The sequence below is a fragment of the Ramlibacter sp. MMS24-I3-19 genome, assembly GCF_050320135.1.
Taxonomy (GTDB): domain Bacteria; phylum Pseudomonadota; class Gammaproteobacteria; order Burkholderiales; family Burkholderiaceae_C; genus Ramlibacter.
Genome location: NZ_CP190017.1, coordinates 4024181 through 4048212, shown reverse-complemented (window position 1 = coordinate 4048212; position 24032 = coordinate 4024181). Strand labels below are relative to the sequence as shown.

Genomic DNA, 24032 nt, shown 5'->3' with positions numbered 1-24032 from the left:
CTCCCTGCGGTTGGGAGTCCGCCTTCAAACGGCCTATCGAAGGCGACGCCGCCTCACCCCAACCGCACCGGCACGAAGATCTTGTCGTCGCCGCGCTGGATCAGCAGCGCCACCGACTTGTCGGCCTTGGCCACCACCGACCGCACCTGCTCGATGCTCTTCGCGGGCGTGCCGTTGACGGCCAGCACCACGTCGCCGGGCTGCACGCCCGCGCGGGCCGCCGCACCGCTTGCATCCTCGACCACCAGGCCGGGTGCGCCGACCTGGGCCTGCTCGTCGCGGTCCAGCGGACGCAGCGCCAGTCCCAGGCGGCCTTGCGAGGCGCCGCCCTGCTGGTCGCCATCGGCCGCAGCGACCTTGTCGTTGGCGGCGGCGAGCGTCGCGGCCAGGTCCATGGTCTTGCCCTGGCGCACCACCTGCAACTGCACCTTGTCGCCCGGTTTCGAGAGGCCGATCGCCGCCGGCAGGTCGCCGGACGCCACGACCGGCTGGCCGTTGACGGCGCGGATCACGTCGCCCGACTTCAGGCCGGCCTTGTCCGCGGGGCTGCCCTTCACCACGCTGGCCACCAGCGCACCCTCGGGCTTGTCGAGCTTGAACGAATCGGCGATGGCCTGGTTCACCTCCTGCACGGACACGCCCAGCCGCGCGTGCTGCACCTTGCCCGTGGCCACGATCTGCTGCTGCACGCGCTGCGCGACGTCGATCGGGATCGCGAACGACACGCCCTGGTAGCCGCCGGACTGGCTGTAGATCTGCGAGTTGATGCCCACCACCTCGCCGTGCGCGTTGAACAGCGGGCCGCCGGAGTTGCCGGGGTTGACGGCCACGTCGGTCTGGATGAAGGGAACGCCGCTCTCGTCGGGCAGCGAGCGACCCTTGGCGCTGACCACGCCGGCGGTGACGGTGTTCTCGAAGCCGAACGGCGAACCGATGGCCGCGACCCATTCGCCGGGCCGCAGGTTCTTCGCATCGCCCAGCTGGACCACGGGCAGGTTCTTGGCCTGGATGCGCAGCACGGCGATGTCGGTCTTGGGATCACTGCCCAGCACCTTGGCGCGGAACTCGCGGCGGTCGGTGAGCTTGACGGTCACCTCATTGGCGTCCTTCACCACGTGCGCGTTGGTGAGGATCAGGCCGTCGGGGCTGACGATGAAGCCCGAGCCGAGGCCGTGCACCGGCACCTCCTTCGGACGCATGGCGTTCGGGCCCTCCTGGAAGCGGCGGAACATCTCGAACGGGTCGTCCATGTCGGCGGCCGAGGTCTTGTGCACGCCGCTGACGCTGATGTTGACGACGGCGGGACCGAACTTCTGCGTGATGGCCGCGAAGTCCGGCAGGGTGCTGGCCGCGGGCACGGGCGCGACGGGCGCCGAGGCGGGCGCGCCTTCCGCATGGGCATGGTGCAGCAGCAGTTCGTTGCCGACAGCGCCGCCGAAGCCGGCGGCGGCGAGCGCGATCACGATGGGCGCGGCCTTGGTGGTGAGTCGTTGCATGGAGTCCTCCGGAAACACGAATGGATTGCGATGGGTCCACTGTGCGCCGGGGGGCTTAGGGGAGGCTTAAGGCGGATGCGGGAGCGGGAAGCCGAACGCAAAAGGCGCGAAACCCCGCAAAAGACGCGAAAGGAACAAGGAATCGTTCAGGTCTTCTTTTGCGTCTTTCGCGTCTTTTGCGTTCGGCTGCCCGCCTTCAGCGAGCTCAAGGAAATTGCACGCGCACCCGCAGGCCCCCCAGCCGCTCCGATCGTCCCAGCGTCACTGTCGCTCCGTGCTGCTGGGCAATCGTGCGCACGATGGCCAGGCCCAGGCCGCTGCCGGCCGCCGCGGCGTCGGGCGTGCGGTAGAAGCGATCGAACACGCGGTCGCGCTCGGCTTCGGGAATGCCCGGGCCGCTGTCCTCGACCACCAGCGACGGCGGGTGCGCGCCGATGCAGAGGTCCACGCGGCCGCCGGCGGGCGTGTACTTCACCGCGTTCTCCAGCAGGTTGCGCAGGAGGATGTGGAGTGCCTCGGGCTGGCCGGTGACCTGCGCGTCGGCCTCGTTCTCCAGGCCCAGGTCGATGCCGCGCCCCCGCGCGTCGGGCAGCACCTGCGCCACCGCGTCGCGCGCCAGCTGCTGCAGCCCGAGCGATTGCGCCGCGCCCGCGGGCTGGCTTTCGGCGCGGGCCAGCGCGAGCATCTGGCTCACCAGCCGGATGGTGCGTTCGATGCCCGACTCCAGCCGCTGCAGCGCCGCCTCGCGCTGCGCCGGCTCGCTCGCGCGATGCAGCGCCTGCGCCTGCAGCTTCAGCGCCGCGAGGGGCGAGCGCAGTTCATGCGCGGCATCGGCGACGAAATGCCGCTGCGCCTCGAACGCCAGCCGCACGCGGCCGAACAGCAGGTTGAGTTCCTGCACCAGCGGCAGCACTTCTTCGGGCAGGTCGGATTCGGGCAGCGCCGAAAGGTCGTCGGCGGGCCGGCCCGCCACCTGGCGCCGCATGCGCTCGACCGGCGCCAGCGAGCGCGTGATCAGCCACCACACGGCGGCCATCAGCAGCGGCGCAAGCAGGATGACCGGCAACGCTGCACGCAGCGCGAGCGCGCGGGCGCGGTTCTCGCGCGCATCGCGGTTCTGCGCCACCTGCACCGTGTGTTCCGGCGTCTGCACCGCATACACGCGCCAGTGGGTGCCCTGCACGGTGATGTCCGAAAACCCGAGCAGCGCGCGCTCGGGCATCTGCGGCCCGGCCGAGCGGAACACCTCCACGCCTTCGGGGCTCCAGATCTGCACCTGCACATCCAGGTCCTGCGCGGCGCCGCCCTCGTTGACCGACCGGGCCAGCTCGCGCAGGTGCTCGTCGAACAGCACGTCGGCCTGGATCAGTGCGCTGCGGTAGGCGGTGCCAGCCTGCAGCACCGACACCAGCGCGATCGCGGCCAGCACCAGCCAGAGCAACTGGCGGCGCAGCGACCCCGCGGGAACCGCGGCCGTGCTCATTCGCGCGGCACCACGTAGCCGAGGCCGCGCACCGTCTGGATCAGGTCGGCGCCCAGCTTCCTGCGCAGGCCGTGCACGTAGACCTCGACCGCGTTGCTGCTGACCTCGTCCTTCCAGCCGTAGAGCTTTTCCTCGAGCTGGGCGCGCGAGAACACCACGCCGGGCCGCGCCAGCATCGGCTCGAGGACCGCCCATTCCCGTGCCGACAGCTTCACCGGCTCGCCATGCACGCTCGCCTGGCGCGTGGCCGGATCGAGCGTCACGCCCTTATGGCTGTAGACCGGTTCGCCGCGGCCGGCACTGCGCCGCAGCAGCGCGCGGATGCGGGCCAGAAGTTCGTGCGTGTCGTAGGGCTTGACCACGTAGTCGTCGGCGCCGGCGTCCAGGCCCGCGATGCGGTCGCCGATCGCGTCGCGGGCGGTGGCGACGAGCACCGGCACGGCCGACTTCTTGGCGCGCAGGCCGCGCAGCACGTCGAGGCCGTCGCGGCGCGGCAGGCCCAGGTCCAGCAGCACCAGGTCGTACGTGCCGGTGGCCAGCGCGGTGTCGGCCATTGCGCCGTCGCGCACCCAGTCCACGGCGTAGTGCTCGGCGCGCAGGGCGTCGAGCACGGCTTCGCCGATCATGGGATCGTCTTCGACCAGCAGGATGCGCATCGTCGTCGGGACGCGCACGCAGGGAGCGCGCGCGTGGCGGGATTGTCCGGACGCGAGCTTAAGCCCGGCTGAAGCCGGGACGTGGGCTAGCTGGCGACCAGGTCGCGGTACTCGGGATGGCGCTTGATGTACGAGGCGACGTAGGCGCACGAGGGCACGACCTTCTGGCCGGCCGCGCGCGCGTCGTCCAGCGCCGCCTTGGCCAGCACGGCCGCGAGGCCGCGGCCCTGGAACGCGTCATCGACCTCGGTGTGGACCAGCTCCAGCACACCCTCGCGTTCGCGGTAGACCAGGTTGCCGGCCGGGCGGCCATCGGCCTCCAGCTCGAAGCGGTGGCGCGCCGGGTTGCGACGCACGGACGGAGCGGCGGAGGCACTCATGCGGGTTCCTTCAGGCGGCCTGCGCCCGGTCGTTGCCGAAGCCCTCGAGGAAGTCGCGCAGCTGCAGGACGTCGGACTTGGAAATGGCGGCCTTCGCACCCAGCTCGCGGCACTTGTCGGCGACGGCGGGCGTCGCGAAGTCGCTGAAGACCACCACGTCCGGCGTGTGGGGCGCGTCGAGCTTGCGCAGCACCGAGAAGCCCGAGCCCTCCTGCAGCATCAGGTCCAGCACGACCAGGTCGGCCCCGTGGGGATGCTCATGCAGCCATTGCAGGGCCGAGCCTTCGGTGCGGCACACGCCGACGACCTGGTACCCACCGACCAGCGCCAGCAACTCGGACACCATGTGCTGCGCAGCGCGCAAGTCCTCCACGACCAGAATGCGACGATCCACTCTCAGACTCCACTTCTCAGGCGCTGCCGTCGTGCGGCAGCCATGGCCCCGATGGGCGCCGTGGTCCGGCAGGTGGGGCGGCCGAATGGTAGCGGCGCCGGAAGCTCTACAGGATCTTGCGTGCGCCGCATGTCGCAGGAAAGACTGCGCGCAAGGTCTCGTCCTACAGGGCGGGCTCTTCGTTGTTTCCTTGTGCGCTGGCCGCCCGTGTCAGCAATTGTTCAGCCACGCCGCTGCCTCTGCGTGCTATCAATCCGGCACCAAGAACGACCGGAGACAAACATGAACTGGCAACAGGTGTACGACCCCATGGGCAGCATGGTGCTGTCCACGCTGCTGGCCGCCATCCCCGTGGTGGTGATGCTGGTGGGGCTGGGATTCCTCCACATGAAGGCGCACGTCGCGGCTGCGGCGGGCCTGATCGCGGCGGTGGTCATCGCGATCTTCGTGTTCGGCATGCCGGCGGGCATGGCGGGCCGGGCCGTCTGGCTGGGCGCGCTCACGGGCCTGCTGCCGATCGGCTGGATCGTGCTGAACATCATCTTCCTGCACCAGCTCACCGAGCGGAACGGCTCGTTCAAGGTGCTGCAGGATTCCGTCGCCGGCATCACCGAGGACCGGCGGCTGCAGCTGCTGCTGATCGCGTTCTCGTTCGGCGCCTTCTTCGAAGGGGCGGCCGGGTTCGGCACGCCGGTGGCCGTGACGGCCGCGATGCTGATCGGCCTGGGCTTTTCGCCCCTGGCCGCCTCGGGCCTGTCGCTGATCGCGAACACGGCGCCGGTGGCGTACGGCGCGCTCGGCACGCCGATCATCACGCTGGCCAAGGTGCACGACTACGACGTCAATGCCATCTCCGCGATGGTGGGCCGGCAGCTGCCGTTCTTCTCGCTGCTGGTGCCGTTCTGGCTGATCTGGGCATTCGCGGGCTTCCGCGGGATGCTGCAGATCTGGCCTGCGATCCTCGTCACCGGCGTGTTCTTCGCCGTGCCGCAGTTCGTGGTCTCCAACTACATCGGCCCGGAGCTGGTCGACGTGATCGCCTCCGCCGTCTCGATGGTGGCACTGGCGCTGTTCCTGCGGGTGTGGAAGCCGGCGCAGATCTGGACGTCGGTCGTGCCGCGCGGCCACGAGGCCGATGCGGGCACCGCCGGGCCGGTCACGGCCCGCACCGTGCATCCGCGCGGCGACGTGCTGCGCGCCTGGATGCCCTGGGCGCTGCTGGCGGTGTTCGTCTTCATCTGGGGCCTGCCCCAGGTGAAGACCTGGCTGAATGGCCTGTTCGCCCCGAACTACCCGATCACGGGCCTGCACAACCTGATCGAACGCGTGCCGCCCGTGGTGCCCAAGGTGACCAAGGAAAGCGCGGTGTACGCGTTCACGCTGCTGTCGGCCACCGGCACCGCCATCCTGGTCGCGGCGATCGTCGGCGGCCTGCTGGCCCGCTACAACCCGATCGAGCTGGTGCGCGTGTACGGCGCGACGTTCTGGAAAGTGCGCTACTCGCTGCTGACCATCGCGCTGATGCTGGCACTCGGCACGCTGACCCGCTACTCGGGCCTGGACACCACGCTGGGCCTGGCCTTCGCCGCCAGCGGCGCGCTGTACCCGTTCTTCGGCACGCTCATGGGCTGGCTGGGCGTGGCGCTCACGGGATCGGACACCGCGTCCAACGTGCTGTTCGGCGGCATGCAGAAGGTGGCGGCCGGCCAGCTGGGCCTGCCGATCAACCTGATGGGCGCGGCCAACAGCTCGGGTGGCGTGATGGGCAAGATGATCGACGCCCAGTCGATCGTGGTGGCGTCGACGGCCACCGGCTGGATCAACAAGGAAGGCGAGATCCTGCGCTACGTGTTCTTCCATTCGCTGGCGCTGGCCGCCCTGGTCGGCATCTTCGTGACGCTGCAGGCCTACGTCGCGCCGTTCAGCCACATGGTGATCAAGTGAGGCGGGGCAGGGACGCCCTGCGTCCCTGCGTCCCGGATCACAACGACAACAGCCGCTGGAAGAACGAGCGGTAGCTGCGCAGCGCCATCCGCAGGTTCTCGGTGTTCACCTCGCCGCCATGGCCGATGCCGGCCTCCAGGCGCGAGCGCTGCTCGGCGAAGTTGGAGGCCAGGCTCTTCATCACCTGCGCGACCAGCTCGTCGGCCTGCTGCACCGCCTCGCGCGGATCGTCGACGAAGCTGATCTGCACCTGGTCCCACCGGCTGCGGAAGCCGGACGCGACCTCGGGCGGAAACAGCGCCGCCAGTTGCTCCATCTCATGCCCCATGGGCTGGCCTTCGCGCGGCTGCCCCGGCTGTTGGCCTCTCGGCATTCCGCCGTCGTGCATGCGCGCGTCGTCCATCGGACGGTCGCCCATGGCGGTGTCGGGCATCGCGGGCTGCTGCATGGCGCCTCCCTGCGGCGGAACCTCGGGACGCTCGGCCTGCCGGGCGTCGGTGCCGGCCACCAGGTCGGCGGTTGTCAGGCGGTCGTGGTCTTCCCGGCTCATGATTGGGTCCTCATTTCAGGGTGGGGCTGGTTGGGGGGCTGGGGCCGGTCGACCTCCAGCAGTTCGGCGAACAGGGCGCGGTAGTGGATGACGGCCTGGCGCATGCCTTCGGTGTCCACCTCGCCGCGGCGATCGCGTTCGGTGAGGTCGTGCGCCGCGCGGTAATGGTCGACGACGCCGGCGTGGTGCACCGAGATGTCGGCGGCACGGCGCTCGAAATCGCCCATGGGGTAGCCGCGCTTCTGCATCAGCTCGCGCACCAGCATGTCGGCTTCGACCAGCACGCCGCGCGGGTTGTCGACGAACCGCGCCTGCAGCGCCCGCCACTCCTGGTTGAAGCGCTGCGCCTCGGCGGGCTGCAGCGGCACGATGTCCAGGTCGTCGACGCGCTTCTTGCGCGCCAGCAGCTCGGCCTCGGCCTTCTCTCGGCTGCCCATCTCGTTGACGGTGCGGTCGTACTCGGGCCCGAAGCGCTGGGAGAGATGCTCGCTCTGTCGCTTGCGCATGAACGTCCAGAGCGCAAGTGCGATCACGACGATCACCGCCAGCGCGATGAGCATCGTGTTGGTGTCGCTGTTCATGGAGACTCCTTGGGCCGTTGTGGAACTTCCAACGTAGCAGCACGGCTCGCCTGTCGTGTCGGAGAGGGGCCAACCCCGGCAGGGTTGCCCGGTCCCATGCCCGGGTAGGACGGCTCGGGCCAGCAGCCCGTGCGTCAGGGCGCGCTCAGGTCCAGTTCCGCGGCCGCGTCGTCGAGCCACCAGCCCAGCGCGTCGTGGAAGCCCTCCCAGACGCAGCCGTTGCAGCCGCGGCCGCAGCACGTGGTGGGCTCGGGAGGAGGTGCCCTGAAGACGGTGCCATGCGACGCGAGCCGGGCCTGCATGGCGGCGATGCGCTGGCGGGCGGCGTGCAGGTCGGCGGGGTCTGATGTCACGCACGGATTGTCACTGGGGCGGGCAGGTAAGCTCGCCCTGTGGCTCCGCTGTCTCCCCTCCACACCCTCGATGCGCTGCGTGCGCGCCTGCAATCGCTCAACGCCAAGCCGGCCCATGTGCATCGCGTGCTGCGCCTGTGGTCCCAGGCCCTGCCGCAGGACAGCGGACCGCGTGCGCTGGACGACTTCATGCCCCGCGCCTTGCGCGATGCATTGCCGGGCGTCGAGGCGGAACTGGACGGGCTGGCGCGCGTCGTGTCGCAGCATCCCGGCGAGGATGGCTCGGTGCGCCTGCTGGTGGCGCTCGCCGATGGCCAGACCTGCGAGAGCGTGCTGCTGCCGCGCGGCGGCCTGTGCGTGTCCAGCCAGATCGGCTGCGCGGTCGGCTGCCGCTTCTGCATGACGGGCCGCGAGGGGCTCGTCCGCCAGATCGGCAGCGCGGAGATGGTCGCGCAGGTCGTGCTGGGCCGGCGGCTGCGGCCCGTGCGCAAGGTGGTCTTCATGGGCATGGGCGAGCCGGCCCACAACCTCGAGCAGGTGATGCAGGCCATCGAGCTGCTGGGCACCGCCGGCAACATCGGCCACAAGAGCCTGGTGTTCTCCACCGTCGGCGACGAGCGCGTGTTCGCCCGGCTGCCGCGGGGGCCCGTGAAGCCCGCGTTGGCGCTGTCGCTGCACACCACGCGCGCCGACCTGCGTGCCGAGCTGCTGCCCCGCGCGCCGCGCTTCGCACCGGCCGACCTGGTCGAAGCGGGCGACGCGTATGCGCGCAGCACGGGCTATCCGCTGCAGATCCAGTGGACGCTGCTGGACGGCGTGAACGACACCGAGGAGGAACTCGCCGGCCTCGAGCGCCTGCTGCGCGGCCGCTATGCGGTGCTGAACATGATCCCGTACAACACGGTGCCCGACCTGCCATACCGCCGACCGGCATGGGACAAGGCCGCCGCGATCGCGCGACGCCTGCACCGCGCCGGCGTGCTGACCAAGCTGCGCCATTCGGCGGGGCAGGACGTCGACGGCGGGTGTGGGCAGCTGCGGGCGCGGGGGAAGACCGTGCCCATCGTGGCGGTCTGAAGGCGAACAGCCGAACGCGAAAGACGCAAAAAATCGCAAAAGACGCGAAAGAGACAAAGAACCATTCGGTTTTCTTTCGCGTGTCTTGCGTGCTTTGGCGTCTTTCGCGTTCGGCTGCCCGCATTCCTCGCTCCAGCAGCGTGGACGTGTCACAATTCCGTCCGCTCCGGGGTGTACGCGATTGCGTGCTGAGATCCAGACCCGTGAACTTGAACCGGTTCAGACCGGCGTAAGAAGAGCACTCTCCCTCCCGCGGCCGTCCGGCCGTGGCGGACCGTCCTTCGGAGCACCTGCAGGCTTGCGAAGGAGTTCCGATGCTTCCACCCGCCGTTCCCGCGCCGCGCTGGCATTACCCGCGCGTGCTGTCCATTGCCGGCTCCGATTCGGGCGGCGGTGCCGGCGTGCAGGCCGACCTCAAGACCTTTGCCGCGCTGGGCTGCTTCGGGACCACCGCCATCACCGCGCTGACGGCGCAGAACACGCTGGGCGTGCGTTCCATCCACGCCGTGCCGCTGGACATCCTGGCCGACCAGATCGACGCCGTCGCCGAGGACATCGGCATCGACGCGGTGAAGATCGGCATGCTGCATTCGGCGCCGACCATCACCACCGTGGCGAACGCGCTCGACCGCCACGGCCTCGCGCAGGTGGTGCTCGACCCGGTGATGGTGGCCACCAGCGGCGCTGCGTTGATCGACCCCACGGCCGTTGCGACGCTCGTGCGCGAGCTCTTCCCGCGCGTGCTGGTCGTCACGCCCAACCTCGACGAAGCCGCGATGCTGGTCGACCGACCGCTGCGCAGCGAGGCCGACATGGAGGCCGCGGCGCGCCAGCTGCTCGCGATGGGCGCCCGCTGCGTGCTGCTCAAGGGCGGCCACCTCGCCGGCGATGCGGTCAGCGACCTGCTTCTGGCACGGGACGGCGCGCCGCAATGGTTCCGCGGCCCGCGCATCGCGACGCCCAACACGCATGGCACCGGCTGCACGCTGTCGAGTGCGATCGCTTCGTTCATCGCACTGGGCGCGTCGCTGCCCGACGCGGTCGCGAACGCCCGTGAGTACGTGCGCGGTGCGCTCCAGGTCGGCGCGGACGTGCGCACCGGCGCCGGCAGCGGTCCGCTGAACCACTCGCATGCCCCGCAGCCGATGCGGCGGCGGCCGCTGGCATGACGCACGCACTCCCGCCCGCCATGCAGCAGGTGGTCGATCGCCTGCTGGGCTTCGTCGCGCAGGACGGCTGCACGGACGCGCAGTTCGATGCGCTGGCGGCGGACCTGTTTGCCTTTCAATACGCCAACGACGAGCCATACCGGCGCTTTTGCCAGCGCCGCGGGATCACGCCGCGGCGCGTGACCGCCTGGCGCGACATCCCGCCCGTGCCGATCAGCGCCTTCAAGGACGCCACGCTCAGCTGCATGCCGCCGGCCGAGTGCGAGCGGGTGTTCATGACCAGCGGCACCACGCGCGGCGACGTGAAGGGCCGCAACCACCACCCGACCATCGCGGTGTGGGACCAGTCGATGCAGCGCCACTTCGCGCGGTGCTTCATGCAGGGCACGCTGCGCCTGCGCATGTTCACGCTGTTCCCGGACGAGCGCGAGCTGCGCAATTCCTCCCTCGGGCGGTATCTCTCGCTGGCGACGCGCAGCTTCGGCGCCGAAGGCAGCCGCGCCTATGTCTCGGTCGAGGGTGGCCTGGACGTCGACGCGTTCTGCGACGACCTCGCGCAGGCCCAGTCGCGCGGCGAGCCCGTCGCCGTGCTCGGCGCCACCTTCAGCTTCGTCCACCTGCTCGATGCAATGGCGGCGCGCGGCCTGCGCTTCGTGTTGCCCGAAGGCAGTCGCCTGCTCGACACCGGCGGCTACAAGGGCCAGTCGCGCGAGCTGCCGCTCGATGCGTTCTACGACGCGCTGTCGCAGGGCTTCGGCGTGGCGCGCGAGCGCTGCATCAACATGTACGGCATGACCGAGCTCAGCTCGCAGTTCTACGACGCCGGCAACGCGGTCGTGCCGTCGGTGAAGAGGGCGCCGCACTGGGTGCGCACCCGCGTGCTGGATCCGCTCACGGGCAGCGAGATGCCACCAGGGCAGCGCGGCGTGCTCGCGCACTGCGACCTGGCGAACTTCAACTCGGCCACGACCATCCTCACCGAGGACGTGGGCGTGGCGGTCGACGGCGGCTTCCTGCTGCTCGGACGCGCCGAAGGCGCCGAGGCCAAGGGCTGCTCGCTGGCGGTGCAGGAATTCCTGGAGGCGGCGCGGGCATGACGACTCGACGCTGGCGCGCAGGGCACCTGCCCGGACTCGCGGCCGGCGAGGTGGACTGGCACGTGCTGCCGTTCCAGGTGCACGGGCAGCGGCTCGAGGTGGAGGTGCCGCTGCTGACCGACGCGCAGATGCAGGTGGTGGCACGGCATGTGCGCGAAGCCGCGCGGTTGCATCTGCAGTCCATGAAGGTCGATGCGATCGTCGACATCGTGGCGCGCGCCGTCGCCCGGCTGCTCGATGCGGAAGATCCGGCGCGCCGCGAACTCGATGCACTGCTGCCGATCGCCACCGGCGATGATCCGGAACTGGTGCGCCTGGGCCTCACGGCCTACCTGCACACTTTCCGCGCGCCGCAGCTGCACCGCTTTCTCGCGCAGGACTTCGCCAATCCCAAGGTGCTCGATGGCTTCCAGCCGGCGGTGAAGGGCGGCGCGATCCGCGCGTTCGGTCCGGCGTTGCTGGCGCATGTGTGGGCCGGCAACGTGCCCGGACTGCCGTTGTGGAGCCTCGTCTGCGGGTTGCTGGTCAAGGCTGGCAACGTGGGCAAGCTGCCCAGTGCCGAGCCGCTCACCGCCAGCGTGTTCGCGCGGCTGCTGTGTGAGGTGCATCCGCCGCTGGCCGACTGCTTCGCCATCGCGTGGTGGAAGGGTGGCCAGGCCGGTACGCGGCGGCGCTGTATCGCGAAGCCGAGACCGTGCTCGCGTATGGCGGCAACACGGCGCTGCGCGAGGTGCGCGAGCAAGTCCCGGTCACCGCGCGCTTCCTCGGTTATGGACACAAGCTCGGCATCGCGCTCGTGGGGCGTGCCGCACTCGACATGCAGCGTGGTCCCGCGACCGCGCGCCTGGCCGCGCACGACATCGTGCGCTTCGAGCAGCAGGGCTGCTACTCGCCGCACGTGCTGTATGTCGAGCGCGGTGGTGCGGTCGACCCGCGCACCTTCGCGCAGCACCTGGCGTCGGAGCTGGCCAACCTCGCGCACCGGCATCCGCGCCGCGTGCTCGCGTTCGAAGACGCCGGCGCGGTCGGTGCGTGGCGACAGGCGGCCGAGTGGCGCGTGCTGGCCGGGCAGGGTGGCGAACTGCTCGGGGACGAGGCTTCGCCGTGGGCCGTCGCTTTCAGCGATGCGGCGCAGCCCCTCGAACCCACGGCCGGTTATCGCAGCATCGTCGTGAGCGCGGTCGATGCGCTGGACGACGTGCTCCCGCAGCTCGCTCCGCACGCCGCCTTCCTGCAGACCGCGGGCCTGGCCACCACGCCCGACGAGCTGTACCGGCTCGCGACTGCGCTGGGTCAGGTCGGAATCACGCGCGTGACGGCCATCGGTTCCATGACGCTGCCGGAAGCCGGCTGGCACCACGACGGCCGCTTCAGCCTCGCGGACCTGGTGCGCATCGTCGAGATCGAACAGGGCGCCGAAGCCGCGGCCGATCGCTTCGCGCCGTCGTGGCAGGAAGGGCGGCCATGAGGCATCCGCTGGGAAGCCCGCACGCTGGCACGCCGTTCGTGGAATTCCGCGACGTGGCGTTCGGCTATGCAGGCCATGCGCCGGTGGTGCAGGGCATCGACCTCGCGCTGGCCGCGGGCGAGGTGCACTGCCTCGTCGGCCGCAGCGGCTGCGGCAAGACCACGCTGCTCAAGCTCGCGGCCGGCCTGCTTGCACCGACGGCGGGACAGGTTCTGCTGCAAGGCCGCGGTCCCGCGATGGGCGCGCAGGTCGGCTTCGTGTTCCAGGCGCCGACGCTGCTCGACTGGCTGCGTGTGCGCGACAACGTGCTGCTGCCGGTGTCGCTGCAGCGGCGGCCGGCCGGGCAGGACGTGCAGGCCGCCGAGGCACTGCTGGCGCAACTGGGCCTGGCGGCCTTCGTCGACCGCTATCCGCGCCAGCTGTCCGGCGGCCAGCAGAGCCGTGTCGCGCTCGCCCGTGCGTTGCTCCTGCAACCGCCCCTGCTCCTGCTCGACGAGCCGTTCGCCGCGCTCGATGCGATCACGCGCGAGGAAGTGCAGCGCGACCTGCTGCGGCTGGTGCGCGAACGAGGCACCACGGTGCTGTTCGTCACCCACGACATCGCCGAGGCGGTGTTCCTGGGCGATCGCGTGTCGGTGCTGGCGGAAGGGCGCATCGTGCGCAGCCTGTCCATCACCGACGAAGCGGGGCGTCGCGACAGCGCTGCGTTCGGCGCCGCCTGTGCGCAGTTGCGCGACGCGCTCGCGGGCGAGGAGGTGCCGGCATGAAGCGCGTGACCAGCCTCCTCGTGCTGCTCGCGCTGCTGCTGGCCTGGGAAGCCGGTGCGCGTGCATTGCAGTTCTCGCTGCTCGTGCTGCCGCCGCCCAGCCGCGTGCTCCAGGCGCTGTGGGCGGGCCTTGCCAGCGGCTACTTCTGGCCGCACATCGCAACCACCGCCACCGAGTTGCTGCTCGGACTGGGCACGGGCTGCGTGATCGGATTCGTCACCGGCGTGCTGCTGGCCGAGGTGCCGGCCCTGCGACGCGTCGTGATGCCCTACGTCGTGGTGAGCCAGGTCGTCCCGAAGCTGGCGCTGATGCCGCTGTTCATCGTCTGGTTCGGATTCGGCCTGACTTCCACCGCCGTCATCACCGCGCTGATCTGCTTCTTCCCGCTGATGGAGAACACGCTCACCGGCCTGGCGCAGGTGCCGCCCGATCGGCTGGAGCTGTTCCGCCTGCTCGGCGCGAGCAGGAGCCAGACGCTGTGGCGCCTCAAGCTGCCGACGGGCCTGCCCTCGGTGCTGGCCGGCCTGCGCATCGCCGTCGTGCTCGCCCTGGTGGGCGCGGTCGTCGGCGAGTTCATCGGCGCCAGCCGCGGGCTGGGTGCCCTGATCATCGCCGCGCAAGGGAGCATGGACACGCCGCTGATGTTCGCGGTGCTCGTGCTCGTGTCGCTGCTCGGCCTGGTCGCCTACCAGGCCACGCTTTTCCTCGAACGGCGCCTGCTGCGCCCCTACCTCTCCTGACGCTGCCATGACCCTGTCCACGCTTTCCCGCCGCCAGTTGATCCTCGCCGCCACGGCCGCGGTGTCCCTGCCTTCGTTCGCCGACGGTCCCGAGAAGATCGCGGTGGCGGGCTGGAGCAAGCCCATCACCGAAGTCACGCCCCTGCTGGTGGATGCCGACAAGGGCTTCTACCGCGCGCAGGGCCTGGCGCTCGAGTACATCCCCGGCGCGGGCGGCGGCGATGCGATCCGCAACATCCTGAGCGGCCAGGCCGACGTCGCCTTCACCGATCCGGGCTCGCTGTTCGCCTCGCTCGACAAGGGCGAGAAGCTGCGCGCCATCTACGACATCTACCCGCAGAACGTGTTCAACGTGGTGTCGCTGAAGAAGGCGGGCATCCGCTCGCCGGCCGACCTGAAGGGCAAGCGCATCGGCGTCTACAGCCTGTCCAGCGGCACCCGGCAGAACCTGCAGGTGCTGCTGCACCAGGCGGGCCTCACGGAGTCGGACGTCACCATCGTGGTCACGGGGTTGCTCAATTTCGCGCCGCTGTTGCAGGGGCAGGTCGATGCGACCGCGGCCACCGACACGGGCCTGCTGGTCGGGCGACGCCGTGGCCTCACGGACGTCGACGTGCTGGAGGTGCGCAACTTCCTGAACGTCTCCAGCGACCTGTTCGTGGTCCGCGAGGAGACCTACCGCAAGCGCAAGGAGGTGCTGCGGCGCTTCCTGCGCGCGTACCGTGATGCCGCCGCGTGGATGATCGCGCAGCCGGAGGAAGCGGCGACGCTGGCCGGCAAGCGCGCCATCGACGGCACCGATCCCGCGCTCGCGCTCGAGGTGATCAAGGCGCGCAATGCGTCGAGCGTGTCGGAGCGCACGAAGCGCGAAGGCCTGGGTGCGCTGGATGTCGCCTCGCTGCAGAAGGCTGCGGACGTGTATCGCCAGCTCGGCTTGGTGCAGCAGCCCATCGACATGGCGCACGTGGTCGCGACCGACCTGTTGCCGGGAGCTTCCCGGTGACGTTCTCCGATCTCCGGGGCAAGGCCGTGCTGGTGACCGGCGCCTCGCGCGGCATCGGCGCGGCGATCGCGCGTGCGTTCGCCGCGCAGGGCGCCAGCGTCGCGGTGAACTACCTGCGCAACGAGGCGGCGGCCCAGGACGTCGCGCGTGAGTGCCAACAGGCGGGTGGCGATGCCGTCGCGCTGCAGGCCGACGTCACGCGGCCCGAGGAAGGCGCGTCGCTGGTGGCCCGCACCGTCGACGCCTTCGGCCGCCTCGACGTACTGGTGAACAACGCCTTCGCGCCGTATGCCTTCGACCCCGAGCGGCGCGCCACCTTCGGCGACCTCGCGTGGCCCGACTACCTGCGGCAGTTCGAGGGCTCGGTCGGCGCCGCCTTCCACCTGTGCCAGGCTGCGCTGCCACACCTGCGCGTTCGTGCGCAGGGCGCGATCGTGAACATCGCGACCGACCTGGTCGAGGACCCGGTGGTGCCGTACCACGACTACGGCACGGCCAAGTCGGCGCTGGTGGGCTTCAGCCGGCAGCTCGCGTCCGAGCTCGGGCCGCAGGGCGTGCGCGTCAACTGCGTCGCGCCGGGGCTGGTGCATCCGACGGCGGGCAGTGCCGGCACGCGGGCGTCGTTCCGCGAATCGATCATGGCTGCGACGCCCTTGCGGCGACTTGCGCGGCCCGAGGACATTGCGGGGCCGGTGGTGTTCCTGGCGTCGCAGGCCAGCGGGTTCGTCACGGGGCAGGTGCTGCTCGTGGATGGCGGGAGGGTGATGCGATGACGGTGCTGGTTGCGATGCGCCACGGGGACGTGGAAGTCCGCGATGCGGCGCCAGCGGGTGCGCACGCCATGCTGTCGCTGGACGGCGGGATGCTGGTCACGCAGCAGGCGAAGGGACGGGTGCGCTCGATCGATGCATCGGATCCAGCAGGCCTGGCGGAGCGCTGGGCCGCGCACATGCGCAGCGGGTTCGTGGCGTCGGACGCGGCGTTGCTGGCCGTGTGGAACCAGCAGGGGGATCTACCGGCGTTCGGCTGGGACGAGGGCACCGCCCGCCCTGTTGTTCCCGCGAAGGCGGGAACCCAAGGCGTTCATCTCCCCGGCCTCTACGCCATCGTCGACACCGTCCCACGCCTGCGCCAGGTGCTCGACGCCGGCATCCGGCTCACGCAGCTGCGCATCAAGCAACCCCGCGATGCCGATGCGGGCTGGTTCGCGAGCCTGCGCGCGCAGCTGCGCGACGGCATTGCCGCCGCCCGCGAAGCCGGCGCGACGCTCTACGTCAACGACCACTGGCGCATCGCGGCGGAGCTCGGCGCGCAGGCCGTGCACCTCGGGCAGGAAGACCTGCTGGCGCTGGGCGACGCAGGCCGGTCGGAGCTCGCCACGACCGGCATGGCGTTGGGCGTGAGCTCGCATGCAGTGTGGGAGCTGTGCCGCGCGCGCCAGCTCGCGCCGGCGTACATCGCGTGCGGTCCGGTGTGGGCGACCACCACCAAGGACATGCCGTGGCGGCCGCAAGGCCTCGACAACCTCGGCTGGTGGGTCGCACAGGCGCAGCGCCCCGTCGTCGCCATCGGCGGCATCCTCGAGCCACGGCAGGTGCACGAGGCCGCACGTGCAGGCGCGCAGGGCGTGTGCCTGGTGCGCGGCCTCGGCGAGGATCCGCGCCAGACCGTGCCCGTGTTCCAGGCTGCCTTCGACGAAGGCGCCGCCCAGCGCGCCGCTCCACCGCGCTGGCCGCATCCCTCGCTGGAGCCCACGCGATGACGCAGCGCCTTCGCATCGGCATCGCCGGCGCCGGGCTGCTCGGGCGATTGCTCGCCGTGCAGCTCGGGCGCGCGGGACACACGGTGCATGTCCACGACCCCGCGCCCGGCCCCGACGCGCGCGGCGCGGCGGGCTGGACCGCGGCCGGCATGCTGAGCCCGGTGGCCGAACTGGAGACCGGCGACGAACGCGTGTTCCGCTGGGGACTGCGATCGCTCGAGCTCTGGCCGTCGATCCTGCGCACGCTGCCGCAGCCGGTGGAGTTCCGCCGCGAGGGCAGCCTCTTGCTGGCCCATCGCGAGGACAGTGGCGCGGCGCGGCGCGTGGTGGACCTGCTCGCGCACAAGGCGCCCGCGGAGCACCAGGCGCAGCCGCTCGATGCCGAATCGCTCGCGCAGCTCGAGCCCTCGGTGCGTCGAGGACCGCAGGCGTGGCTGCTGCCCGGCGAGGGCCAGGTGCACAGCGTGCAGGCCATGCAGGCGCTCGCCGCCGGCGCCACGAACACCACCTGGCACTGGGGCAGCCGCGTCGAGGCGGTCGAGCCGCACCGGATGCAGCTGGCCAACGACACGGCGAGCTACGACTGGGTGTTCGATGCGCGCGGCCTCGGTGCCCGTCCGCAGTTGCCGATGCGTGGCGTGCGCGGCGAGATCTTCTGGCTGCAGGCACCTGGCCTGGACCTGCGGCGGCCGCTGCGGCTGCTTCACGTGCGCCACCGCGTCTACCTGGTGCCGCGCGCGCCGGACATCGTCGTCGTGGGCGCCAGCGAGATCGAGAGCGAGGACCGCTCGCCGGTGTCGCTGCGCACCGCCGTCGAACTGCTGGCCGCCGCGCACAGCATCGTGCCGGCGCTGGCCGAAGCCCGCGTCGTCCATTCGGAAACCAACCTGCGTCCCGCCTTGCCCGACAACCTGCCGCTGCTGGAGACCACGGCCGGCCTGACGCGCATCAACGGCCTGTTCCGCCATGGCTGGCTGATCGCGCCCGGCATGGTCGAGACCGCCATGGAAGCCCTCGCATGATCGCCATCCGCCTGAACCAGGACACCCTGCAACTGCCCGACGGCGCGACGCTGGCCACGCTCGTGGCCTCGCTCGACAAGCCGCCCGCCGCGCTGGCCACCGCCGTCAACGGCGACTTCGTGCCGCGCGACCAGCGCGGGCAGCACGTGCTTCGCGACGGCGACGCCGTCATGACCTTCGAACCCATCACGGGAGGGTAATGGTCCCCCCGAAGCGGCCTTCGGCCGCCTCCCCCAGGGGGCGCCACCAGCGGCCCGGCAAAGCCGGTTCCGCGGTGGCCCCGCGAAGATCCATGGCGCACCGCCAGCGCGGTCCGCATCGAACGAAAGGGATTTGCATGAGCCAGACTTTCACCATCGGCGGCCAGACGCTCGAGAGCCGCTTCTTCCTCGGCACCGCCAGCTATCCCTCGCCCGCGGTGCTGCGCGACGCGGTGCGCGCCTCGGGCACGCAGGTCATCACGGTCGGCCTGCGGCGGCAGCTGTCCGGCGGCGGCGAGGCGGGCGAGTTCTTCAAGTTCATCCGCGAGCTCGGCGCGCACCTGCTGCCCAACACCGCCGGCTGTACCACGGCCCGCGAGGCCGTCACGCTGGCGCGCATGGCGCGCGAGATGTTCGGCACGAACTGGATCAAGCTCGAAGTGGTCGGCGACGAGTACACGCTGCAGCCCGACCCGTGGGAGCTGGTGCAGGCCGCGCGCGAACTGGCCAGCGACGGCTTCGAGGTGTTCCCGTACTGCACCGACGACCTGGTCACCTGCAATCGCCTGCTCGATGCGGGCTGCCGCATCCTGATGCCCTGGGGCGCGCCGATTGGTTCCGGGCAAGGACTGCTCAATCCGACCGCGCTGAAGACGCTGCGTGCGCGCTTGCCTAGCGTGCCGCTGGTGGTCGACGCCGGCATCGGCTCGCCGCGCGACGCGGTGCATGCGATGGAGCTCGGCTACGACGCGGTGCTGGTCAACTCCGCCGTCGCGCTGGCGCATGACCCCGTGGCGATGGCTCGCGCCTTCAGGCTCGCCATCGAGGGAGGTCGTCTTGCGCACGAGGCGGGCATCATGGCCAAGCAGGAGATGGCCGTCGCGACGACACAGGTGACCGGCCGGCCTTTCGTGCTCTAGCCGCGTGAACGCGACAGTGGCAGCTTTGTTACGATGATCGACGCACAGCCGCTTCCGCGTATCCCGCGCCCGGAGTTCGGGCCATGCAGTTCAGGGGGGCTCCCATGCAGGACGCAGCGCCACCGGAGGTCCTTCTCTCCACCGGCATCGAAGGCATGGACACCCTCCTGGGTGGTGGGCTCACCGCCCGGCGCATCTACCTGATCGAAGGCGAGCCCGGCGCGGGCAAGACCACGGCCGGGCTGCAGTTCCTCAACGAGGGCGTGCGCAACGGCGAGTCCGTCGTCTACATCACGCTGGCCGAGAACCGTGAGGAACTGGCCGCCGTCGCGGCGTCGCACGGCTGGACCCTCGACGGCATCCACGTGCACGAGGTGCTGCCCGACGAGAACCTTCTTGCCGGCGGCCAGTACTCGATGTTCCATCCCTCCGAGGTCGAGCTGGCCGACACGCTGAAGGTCGTGCTGGGGGTGGTGGAGGAGCGCCAGCCCACGCGCGTGGTGCTCGACTCGCTCTCGGAACTGCAGCTGCTGGCCGAGTCGCCTCTGCGCTACCGGCGCCAGGTGCTGGCGCTCAAGCAGTTCTTCTCGCGCCGCAACTGCACCGTGCTGCTGCTGGACGACCGCACCGCGTCGGCGGCCGGCGACCTGCAGGTGCGCAGCATCGCGCATGGCGTGATCCAGCTGAACCACTCGGTCAAGGATTACGGTGTCGAGCGGCGGCAGCTGCGCGTGGTGAAGTTCCGCGGCCGCCGCGTCACCGGCGGCCTGCACGACTACAACCTCGTCCACGGGGGCATCGTGGTGCATCCGCGCCTGGTGGCGGCCGAGACGCGGGGCATCACCGGCCGCACCCAGCTGAGCAGCGGCCTGCGCGAACTCGACATGCTGATCGGCGGCGGGCTGGAGGAAGGCACCAGCACGCTGCTGGTGGGGCCGCCCGGCACCGGCAAGTCGTCGCTCGCGGCGCAGTTCGTCGTCGCGTCGTACAAGCGCGGCGAGAAGGCCGCGATCTTCCTGTTCGAGGAATCCATCAGCAACGTGCTGCATCGCGCGGACGGCCTGCACCTGCCGCTGCGCGAGGCGATGGACTCGGGCCAGCTCACGCTGCAGCAGATCGACCCCGCCGAACTGTCGCCGGGCCAGTTCTCCGCTGCCGTGCGGGAGGCCGTCGCGCGCGGCGTGAAGATGGTCGTGATCGACAGCCTCAACGGCTACCTGAATGCGGTGCCTGACGAGCGATTTCTCACCACCTACCTGCACGAGCTTCTCACCTACCTCGGGCAGCACCGCGTGGTGACGCTCCTCGTGGGCGTGCAGCAGGGCATGCTGGGCGGGGCGATGACCTCTTCGATGGATGCCAGCTACGTGGCCGACAACGTGCTCATGCTGCGCTACTTCGAGCTCGATGGCGAGATCCGCCAGGCGATCTCGGTGTTCAAGAAGCGCGGGAGCGTGCACGAGCGCACCATCCGCTCGTACACCCTGGACGCGAACGGCATCCACGTCGGCGAGGTGTTGCGGGGTTACCGCGGCCTGCTCACCGGCGTGCCAGTGCCCACGGTGGCCGCGACGGGAGGCATGTCCTGATGGAGCAGCGGATCGTCCTCCACGTCTCCGACCACGATGCCCGACTGGCCGAGCAGGTGCTGCAGGCCGCGAGGATCGACGCGATCGCGTGTCCCGGCGCCGGCGAACTGGCGCGGGCCCTCGATGCCGGGGTCGGCGCGCTGCTGGTCGCCGAGGAGATGCTTGCCAAGGACACGCTGTCGGTGCTGGCCCGCTACCTGCAGCAGCAGCCCCCGTGGTCCGACCTGCCGGTGTTGGTGATGGCCAAGCGCGGCGCCGACTCGCTGGAGGCCCAGCGTGCGATCGAGCACCTGGGCAACGTCACGATGCTGGAGCGCCCCGTCCGCACGCTGTCGCTGGTGAGCGCGGTGCGCTCGGCGCTGCGCGCCCGCTCCCGCCAGTACGAGATGCGGGCGCTGAGCCGGCGCAAGGACGAATTCCTGGCCACGCTCGCGCACGAATTGCGCAATCCGCTCGCTCCCATCAGCAACGCGACGGCGATCATGCAGCGGCTGTACCCGTCGCCGCAGGTCACCTCCCTGGTGGGAATGGTGGATCGGCAGATCAAGCACCTCACGCGGCTGGTGGACGACCTGCTGGACGTCGCGCGCATCACCAGCGGCAAGCTGGAGCTGCAACTGGGCCCGACCACCGCACGGCGGGTGGCCTCGCACGCGGTGGAGATCGCGCAGGCGTCGATGGACACCAAGGGCCATCGGGTGGTGATCGACCAACCCGCCGGCGAGATCGTCCTGATGGCCGACCACGTGCGCCTGGTGCAGGCAGTGGCCAACCTGCTGGTCAACGCCGCCAAGTTCACGCCGCCGGGCGGCGAGATCGTGCTGCAGGTGCGGCACCAGGGCCCGGAGGCCGCCTTCGCGGTGCGCGACAACGGGGTCGGCCTGGCGCCGGACGACCTGGAGCGCATCTTCGAGATGTTCGAGCAGACCCGCACCGTGGGCGAGCCGACGGGGGGCCTCGGCCTCGGCCTGCACCTGACGCGTGCCTTCGCGCAACTGCACGGCGGCAGTGTCCGGGCCCGCAGTGACGGACCGGGCCAGGGCAGCGAATTCGTCCTGAGCGTGCCGGTGGTCGTCGAGCCCGGGGCGACGGCGGACGATGCCGGCGCGTCGGCATGGCAGCCGGCCTCCGGCGGACGCAAGGTGCTGGTGGTGGACGACAACGTCGATGCGGCCAGCACGCTGGAGGCGCTGTTGTCCTTGCATGGGCTGAGCGTCAGCGTCGCGCATGACGGTGCCGCGGCGGTGGGCAAGGTCGAGGCCGAGCAGCCCGACGTCGTCGTCATGGACATCGGCATGCCGGTGATGAACGGGTACGAGGCCGCGCGGCGCATCCGCATGCAGATGCCCGGCGCGCGGCCGATGCTCATCGCGTTGACCGGATGGGGCCAGTACGCCGACAAGGCACGCGCGGCCGAGGCCGGGTTCGACGTGCACTTCGTCAAGCCGCTGCGCATCGACGACCTGCTGGGCTGCCTGGCCCGCCTGTAACGCAGCCCCACGGCCGCGGGAAAGCGGCGCATCATGGCCGCGCAAGCGAGGGGAACACCATGCCCGAACCGACCGAGCGCCGACGCTGGCTGCGCGCCCATCCGGCGCAGCCTGAGCTGCAGCCGCAGCAAGCGACTGCCGATGTCAGCGATGCGGCCAACGAGGCCGCGACTTCATCCGAGGAGAGCGGCGCGCCCGCACCCGCCCGCGTGGCATCGCAGTGGTCCGTGCCCAGGCTTCCCGTCCCCGCCCTCGACGTCGCGCAGGTCGAGTCGCTGCTGCTCACCACCGTGCAGATCACCACGCTGCTCGGCGGCAACGTGCTCACGCGCGCATCTGGCTTCTTCTTCCGGCGCGACGATCGCCTGTTCCTGGTCACCAGCCGCCACGTGCTGTTCGATGCCGAGACCGGCCACCTGCCGGACGCGATCGAGATCGGCGTCCACACCGCGGCGGCCGACCTGGCCCGCAGCGCGTCCGTGCGCTTTCCGCTTTATGCCGATGGCCGCGGCCTGTGGCACCAGGGACGCGACCGCGGCGGCGAGATCGACGTCGCGGTGCTGGAGGTGGAGCGCGGCCTGCTGCCGCCGAGTGCCGTGCTGCATGCCTTCGCGCCCGAGCACCTGCTGTCGTCGCTGAGTGCGGCCGAGGTCGGCCTGCCGGTGCTGCTGGTGGGCTTTCCACTCGGCTTCCACGACACGCTGCACCACCTGCCCGTGGTACGTCACGCGATCATCGCGTCGTCGTTCGGGCTGCGGTTCCAGGGGCAGGGCTGCTTCCTCACCGATGGCCGCGCGCACCGCGGCAGCAGTGGCGCGCCGGTCGTGATGCGCTCCGGCGACACGCCATCGGCGCTGCCGTGGAAGCTGCTGGGCGTGCACTCGTCGCGCTTCGACATGGGCGGGCGCGACATGGCGCAGGACGAATCGCTGGGGCTGAACTGCGCCTGGTACGCGGACATCCTGGTGACGCTGACGGGGTGAGGCCCCGCCCCGGCGCGCCTCAGCGTTGTCCCGGCATGCGCGTCACGCTGCCGCAGTCATCCGAGATCCATTTTCCCGAGCCGGTCTTCGTCACCGTGTCCGGCTTCCCATTCACGTCCTTGTGGATGGTGGTCCGCATCGAATAGGCCTTCGGTCCCTGGTAGCTGATCTCGGTCTCGCCGGACTGGCGCGGGTTGGTGCAGGTGAAGGCGAGCTTGACGCCGCTGGCGCTGCGCGATTGGGACGTGGTCTGGCAGCCCGGGAGCAGCTCTTCCGCCGTCTCGTCGTGCCTGGCCATCTCCGGCGTGACGCAGACCCTGGCGGACATGCTGCCCGCGCTGGCGCTGCCCATCTGCACGCCGCTCCGCGCCATCCGCTCTTCCATCAGCTTGCGTTTCTCGGGCGGCAGGTTGGCCATGCGCTCCTGCGCGGCGGACATCCGTTTCTCCGCTTCGCCGCTGGTGCTGGTCGTGGAGCGCTGGATCTCCCACAGCCCCGGCCTGATGGACTGGGCGACGGCGGCCGGTGCGCTGACAGCGAGGGTCAGCAGGCAGGCGGCACTCCGGCTGAGCAGGTTCATGGCGAAACCCTCCAGGCGAACGAACCCGCATTCTGGTGAGCGACGGGCCGATTTCAAGGGCGGTCCGAGGCAGCGGCTACGTCCCCACGCCGGCGCGAGACGTGCTACCGTGGATTCGTTCTGATTCGGCTCTTCTCGTGCCTCCTGCCGAACGCCTCCTTGGCCAGTCAGCCTGTCTGGGCACCCATCCGAAGGTGCAGCCATGTGGAAAGAAGCAGCGGGGCCCGCGCGGCCCAGGGCAGATTCGTCGTCAGGGGAGCCTGCCGCGCTGGAGTGGCACAAGACTCTCGAGGACTTCCACGCCGCCACGCAACGCATGGGCGACGCA

General features: G+C 70.6%; 24 protein-coding genes and 1 pseudogene. 16 read left to right on the top strand and 9 right to left on the bottom strand.

Annotation, left to right across the window (positions count from 1 at the left end):
- Positions 1-53: 53 nt before the first annotated feature.
- From ACPWT1_RS20045 to ACPWT1_RS20025, 5 genes are all read right to left on the bottom strand, one after another.
- Positions 54-1496, bottom strand: coding sequence for a DegQ family serine endoprotease (locus ACPWT1_RS20045; protein WP_427912889.1), 1443 nt, complete (start codon positions 1494-1496; stop codon positions 54-56).
- Between the two features lie 205 nt (positions 1497-1701).
- The gene (locus tag ACPWT1_RS20040; RefSeq protein WP_427912888.1) at positions 1702-2979 is read right to left on the bottom strand and encodes an ATP-binding protein; all 1278 of its coding nucleotides are present in this window, start codon (positions 2977-2979) and stop codon (positions 1702-1704) included.
- A complete protein-coding gene (locus tag ACPWT1_RS20035) occupies positions 2976-3635 on the bottom strand; it encodes a response regulator (protein WP_427915604.1) in 660 nt (219 codons plus the stop codon). Before ACPWT1_RS20035 ends, ACPWT1_RS20040 begins: the two co-directional genes overlap by 4 nt.
- An 86-nt stretch (positions 3636-3721) precedes the next feature.
- Entirely contained in the window at positions 3722-4015 is a 294-nt protein-coding gene (locus tag ACPWT1_RS20030) for a GNAT family N-acetyltransferase (protein WP_427912887.1), read from the bottom strand.
- Between the two features lie 10 nt (positions 4016-4025).
- Complete coding sequence (locus ACPWT1_RS20025; RefSeq protein WP_427912886.1) at positions 4026-4409, bottom strand: response regulator; 384 nt, start codon at positions 4407-4409, stop codon at positions 4026-4028.
- A 282-nt stretch (positions 4410-4691) separates the two neighbouring features.
- Here ACPWT1_RS20025 and ACPWT1_RS20020 point away from each other — a divergent pair, with 282 nt between their 5' ends.
- Positions 4692-6353 (top strand): L-lactate permease, encoded by a 1662-nt coding sequence (locus ACPWT1_RS20020; RefSeq protein WP_427912885.1) that lies wholly within the window; start codon positions 4692-4694, stop codon positions 6351-6353.
- A 37-nt stretch (positions 6354-6390) separates the two neighbouring features.
- Here the strand turns inward: ACPWT1_RS20020 and ACPWT1_RS20015 are convergent, their stop codons facing one another.
- The 3 genes from ACPWT1_RS20015 to ACPWT1_RS20005 all read right to left on the bottom strand — a co-directional run bounded on the left by ACPWT1_RS20015 (position 6391) and on the right by ACPWT1_RS20005 (position 7786).
- The gene (locus tag ACPWT1_RS20015) at positions 6391-6903 is read right to left on the bottom strand and encodes a hypothetical protein (RefSeq protein ID WP_427912884.1); all 513 of its coding nucleotides are present in this window, start codon (positions 6901-6903) and stop codon (positions 6391-6393) included.
- Positions 6900-7484: a hypothetical protein gene (locus tag ACPWT1_RS20010; RefSeq protein WP_427912883.1), complete on the bottom strand. Its 585-nt coding sequence runs from the start codon at positions 7482-7484 to the stop codon at positions 6900-6902. Before ACPWT1_RS20010 ends, ACPWT1_RS20015 begins: the two co-directional genes overlap by 4 nt.
- A 134-nt stretch (positions 7485-7618) precedes the next feature.
- Positions 7619-7786, bottom strand: coding sequence for an oxidoreductase-like domain-containing protein (locus ACPWT1_RS20005; RefSeq protein WP_427915603.1), 168 nt, complete (start codon positions 7784-7786; stop codon positions 7619-7621).
- 99 nt (positions 7787-7885) lie between these two features.
- Here ACPWT1_RS20005 and ACPWT1_RS20000 point away from each other — a divergent pair, with 99 nt between their 5' ends.
- From ACPWT1_RS20000 to ACPWT1_RS19930, 15 genes and pseudogenes are all read left to right on the top strand, one after another.
- Positions 7886-8914: an RNA methyltransferase gene (locus tag ACPWT1_RS20000; RefSeq protein ID WP_427915602.1), complete on the top strand. Its 1029-nt coding sequence runs from the start codon at positions 7886-7888 to the stop codon at positions 8912-8914.
- 314 nt (positions 8915-9228) lie between these two features.
- On the top strand, positions 9229-10083 hold the full coding sequence (gene thiD / locus ACPWT1_RS19995; protein WP_427912882.1) for a bifunctional hydroxymethylpyrimidine kinase/phosphomethylpyrimidine kinase: 855 nt from the start codon (positions 9229-9231) through the stop codon (positions 10081-10083).
- Positions 10080-11180, top strand: a complete 1101-nt coding sequence (locus ACPWT1_RS19990; protein WP_427912881.1) for a long-chain fatty acid--CoA ligase — start codon at positions 10080-10082, stop codon at positions 11178-11180. Before thiD ends, ACPWT1_RS19990 begins: the two co-directional genes overlap by 4 nt.
- Positions 11177-12648 (top strand): annotated as a pseudogene (locus tag ACPWT1_RS19985) (acyl-CoA reductase). The gene ACPWT1_RS19990 and the pseudogene ACPWT1_RS19985 overlap by 4 nt, the downstream one beginning before the upstream one ends.
- The gene (locus tag ACPWT1_RS19980; RefSeq protein WP_427912880.1) at positions 12645-13415 is read left to right on the top strand and encodes an ABC transporter ATP-binding protein; all 771 of its coding nucleotides are present in this window, start codon (positions 12645-12647) and stop codon (positions 13413-13415) included. Before ACPWT1_RS19985 ends, ACPWT1_RS19980 begins: the two are co-directional and overlap by 4 nt.
- A complete protein-coding gene (locus tag ACPWT1_RS19975; RefSeq protein WP_427912879.1) occupies positions 13412-14155 on the top strand; it encodes an ABC transporter permease in 744 nt (247 codons plus the stop codon). The genes ACPWT1_RS19980 and ACPWT1_RS19975 overlap by 4 nt, the downstream gene beginning before the upstream one ends.
- Before the next feature lie 7 nt (positions 14156-14162).
- A complete protein-coding gene (locus ACPWT1_RS19970; RefSeq protein WP_427912878.1) occupies positions 14163-15158 on the top strand; it encodes an ABC transporter substrate-binding protein in 996 nt (331 codons plus the stop codon).
- Entirely contained in the window at positions 15155-15931 is a 777-nt protein-coding gene (locus tag ACPWT1_RS19965; protein ID WP_427912877.1) for an SDR family oxidoreductase, read from the top strand. Before ACPWT1_RS19970 ends, ACPWT1_RS19965 begins: the two co-directional genes overlap by 4 nt.
- Entirely contained in the window at positions 15928-16920 is a 993-nt protein-coding gene (locus ACPWT1_RS19960) for a thiamine phosphate synthase (RefSeq protein ID WP_427912876.1), read from the top strand. The genes ACPWT1_RS19965 and ACPWT1_RS19960 overlap by 4 nt, the downstream gene beginning before the upstream one ends.
- On the top strand, positions 16917-17942 hold the full coding sequence (locus tag ACPWT1_RS19955) for an FAD-dependent oxidoreductase (RefSeq protein WP_427912875.1): 1026 nt from the start codon (positions 16917-16919) through the stop codon (positions 17940-17942). The genes ACPWT1_RS19960 and ACPWT1_RS19955 overlap by 4 nt, the downstream gene beginning before the upstream one ends.
- Complete coding sequence (thiS, locus tag ACPWT1_RS19950) at positions 17939-18142, top strand: sulfur carrier protein ThiS (protein WP_427912874.1); 204 nt, start codon at positions 17939-17941, stop codon at positions 18140-18142. The genes ACPWT1_RS19955 and thiS overlap by 4 nt, the downstream gene beginning before the upstream one ends.
- A gap of 137 nt (positions 18143-18279) precedes the next feature.
- Positions 18280-19062, top strand: coding sequence for a thiazole synthase (locus ACPWT1_RS19945; RefSeq protein WP_427912873.1), 783 nt, complete (start codon positions 18280-18282; stop codon positions 19060-19062).
- A gap of 104 nt (positions 19063-19166) precedes the next feature.
- Positions 19167-20651: an ATPase domain-containing protein gene (locus ACPWT1_RS19940; protein WP_427912872.1), complete on the top strand. Its 1485-nt coding sequence runs from the start codon at positions 19167-19169 to the stop codon at positions 20649-20651.
- Positions 20651-22141: an ATP-binding protein gene (locus tag ACPWT1_RS19935; RefSeq protein WP_427912871.1), complete on the top strand. Its 1491-nt coding sequence runs from the start codon at positions 20651-20653 to the stop codon at positions 22139-22141. Before ACPWT1_RS19940 ends, ACPWT1_RS19935 begins: the two co-directional genes overlap by 1 nt.
- 59 nt (positions 22142-22200) lie before the next feature.
- The gene (locus ACPWT1_RS19930; RefSeq protein ID WP_427912870.1) at positions 22201-23124 is read left to right on the top strand and encodes a S1 family peptidase; all 924 of its coding nucleotides are present in this window, start codon (positions 22201-22203) and stop codon (positions 23122-23124) included.
- Positions 23125-23143: 19 nt separating this feature from the next.
- On the opposite strand, the gene ACPWT1_RS19925 is transcribed toward ACPWT1_RS19930, so the two are convergent.
- Positions 23144-23704, bottom strand: coding sequence for a DUF3617 domain-containing protein (locus ACPWT1_RS19925; protein WP_427912869.1), 561 nt, complete (start codon positions 23702-23704; stop codon positions 23144-23146).
- Positions 23705-24032 lie beyond the last annotated feature (328 nt).

Excerpts from the sequence above, each read along its gene's own strand:
- ACPWT1_RS20035 (WP_427915604.1), bottom strand. The coding sequence starts at position 3,635 with ATGCGCATCCTGCTGGTCGAAGACGATCCCATGATCGGCGAAGCCGTG.
- ACPWT1_RS20020 (WP_427912885.1), top strand. The coding sequence starts at position 4,692 with ATGAACTGGCAACAGGTGTACGACCCCATGGGCAGCATGGTGCTGTCC.
- ACPWT1_RS19975 (WP_427912879.1), top strand. The coding sequence starts at position 13,412 with ATGAAGCGCGTGACCAGCCTCCTCGTGCTGCTCGCGCTGCTGCTGGCC.
- thiS (WP_427912874.1), top strand. The coding sequence starts at position 17,939 with ATGATCGCCATCCGCCTGAACCAGGACACCCTGCAACTGCCCGACGGC.
- ACPWT1_RS19955 (WP_427912875.1), top strand. The coding sequence starts at position 16,917 with ATGACGCAGCGCCTTCGCATCGGCATCGCCGGCGCCGGGCTGCTCGGG.
- ACPWT1_RS19925 (WP_427912869.1), bottom strand. The coding sequence starts at position 23,704 with ATGAACCTGCTCAGCCGGAGTGCCGCCTGCCTGCTGACCCTCGCTGTC.
- ACPWT1_RS20045 (WP_427912889.1), bottom strand. The coding sequence starts at position 1,496 with ATGCAACGACTCACCACCAAGGCCGCGCCCATCGTGATCGCGCTCGCC.
- ACPWT1_RS19980 (WP_427912880.1), top strand. The coding sequence starts at position 12,645 with ATGAGGCATCCGCTGGGAAGCCCGCACGCTGGCACGCCGTTCGTGGAA.
- ACPWT1_RS20040 (WP_427912888.1), bottom strand. The coding sequence starts at position 2,979 with ATGAGCACGGCCGCGGTTCCCGCGGGGTCGCTGCGCCGCCAGTTGCTC.
- ACPWT1_RS20005 (WP_427915603.1), bottom strand. The coding sequence starts at position 7,786 with ATGCAGGCCCGGCTCGCGTCGCATGGCACCGTCTTCAGGGCACCTCCT.
- ACPWT1_RS19945 (WP_427912873.1), top strand. The coding sequence starts at position 18,280 with ATGAGCCAGACTTTCACCATCGGCGGCCAGACGCTCGAGAGCCGCTTC.
- ACPWT1_RS19960 (WP_427912876.1), top strand. The coding sequence starts at position 15,928 with ATGACGGTGCTGGTTGCGATGCGCCACGGGGACGTGGAAGTCCGCGAT.
- ACPWT1_RS19940 (WP_427912872.1), top strand. The coding sequence starts at position 19,167 with ATGCAGGACGCAGCGCCACCGGAGGTCCTTCTCTCCACCGGCATCGAA.
- ACPWT1_RS20015 (WP_427912884.1), bottom strand. The coding sequence starts at position 6,903 with ATGAGCCGGGAAGACCACGACCGCCTGACAACCGCCGACCTGGTGGCC.
- ACPWT1_RS20030 (WP_427912887.1), bottom strand. The coding sequence starts at position 4,015 with ATGAGTGCCTCCGCCGCTCCGTCCGTGCGTCGCAACCCGGCGCGCCAC.
- ACPWT1_RS19930 (WP_427912870.1), top strand. The coding sequence starts at position 22,201 with ATGCCCGAACCGACCGAGCGCCGACGCTGGCTGCGCGCCCATCCGGCG.
- ACPWT1_RS19935 (WP_427912871.1), top strand. The coding sequence starts at position 20,651 with ATGGAGCAGCGGATCGTCCTCCACGTCTCCGACCACGATGCCCGACTG.
- ACPWT1_RS20010 (WP_427912883.1), bottom strand. The coding sequence starts at position 7,484 with ATGAACAGCGACACCAACACGATGCTCATCGCGCTGGCGGTGATCGTC.
- thiD (WP_427912882.1), top strand. The coding sequence starts at position 9,229 with ATGCTTCCACCCGCCGTTCCCGCGCCGCGCTGGCATTACCCGCGCGTG.
- ACPWT1_RS19970 (WP_427912878.1), top strand. The coding sequence starts at position 14,163 with ATGACCCTGTCCACGCTTTCCCGCCGCCAGTTGATCCTCGCCGCCACG.
- ACPWT1_RS19990 (WP_427912881.1), top strand. The coding sequence starts at position 10,080 with ATGACGCACGCACTCCCGCCCGCCATGCAGCAGGTGGTCGATCGCCTG.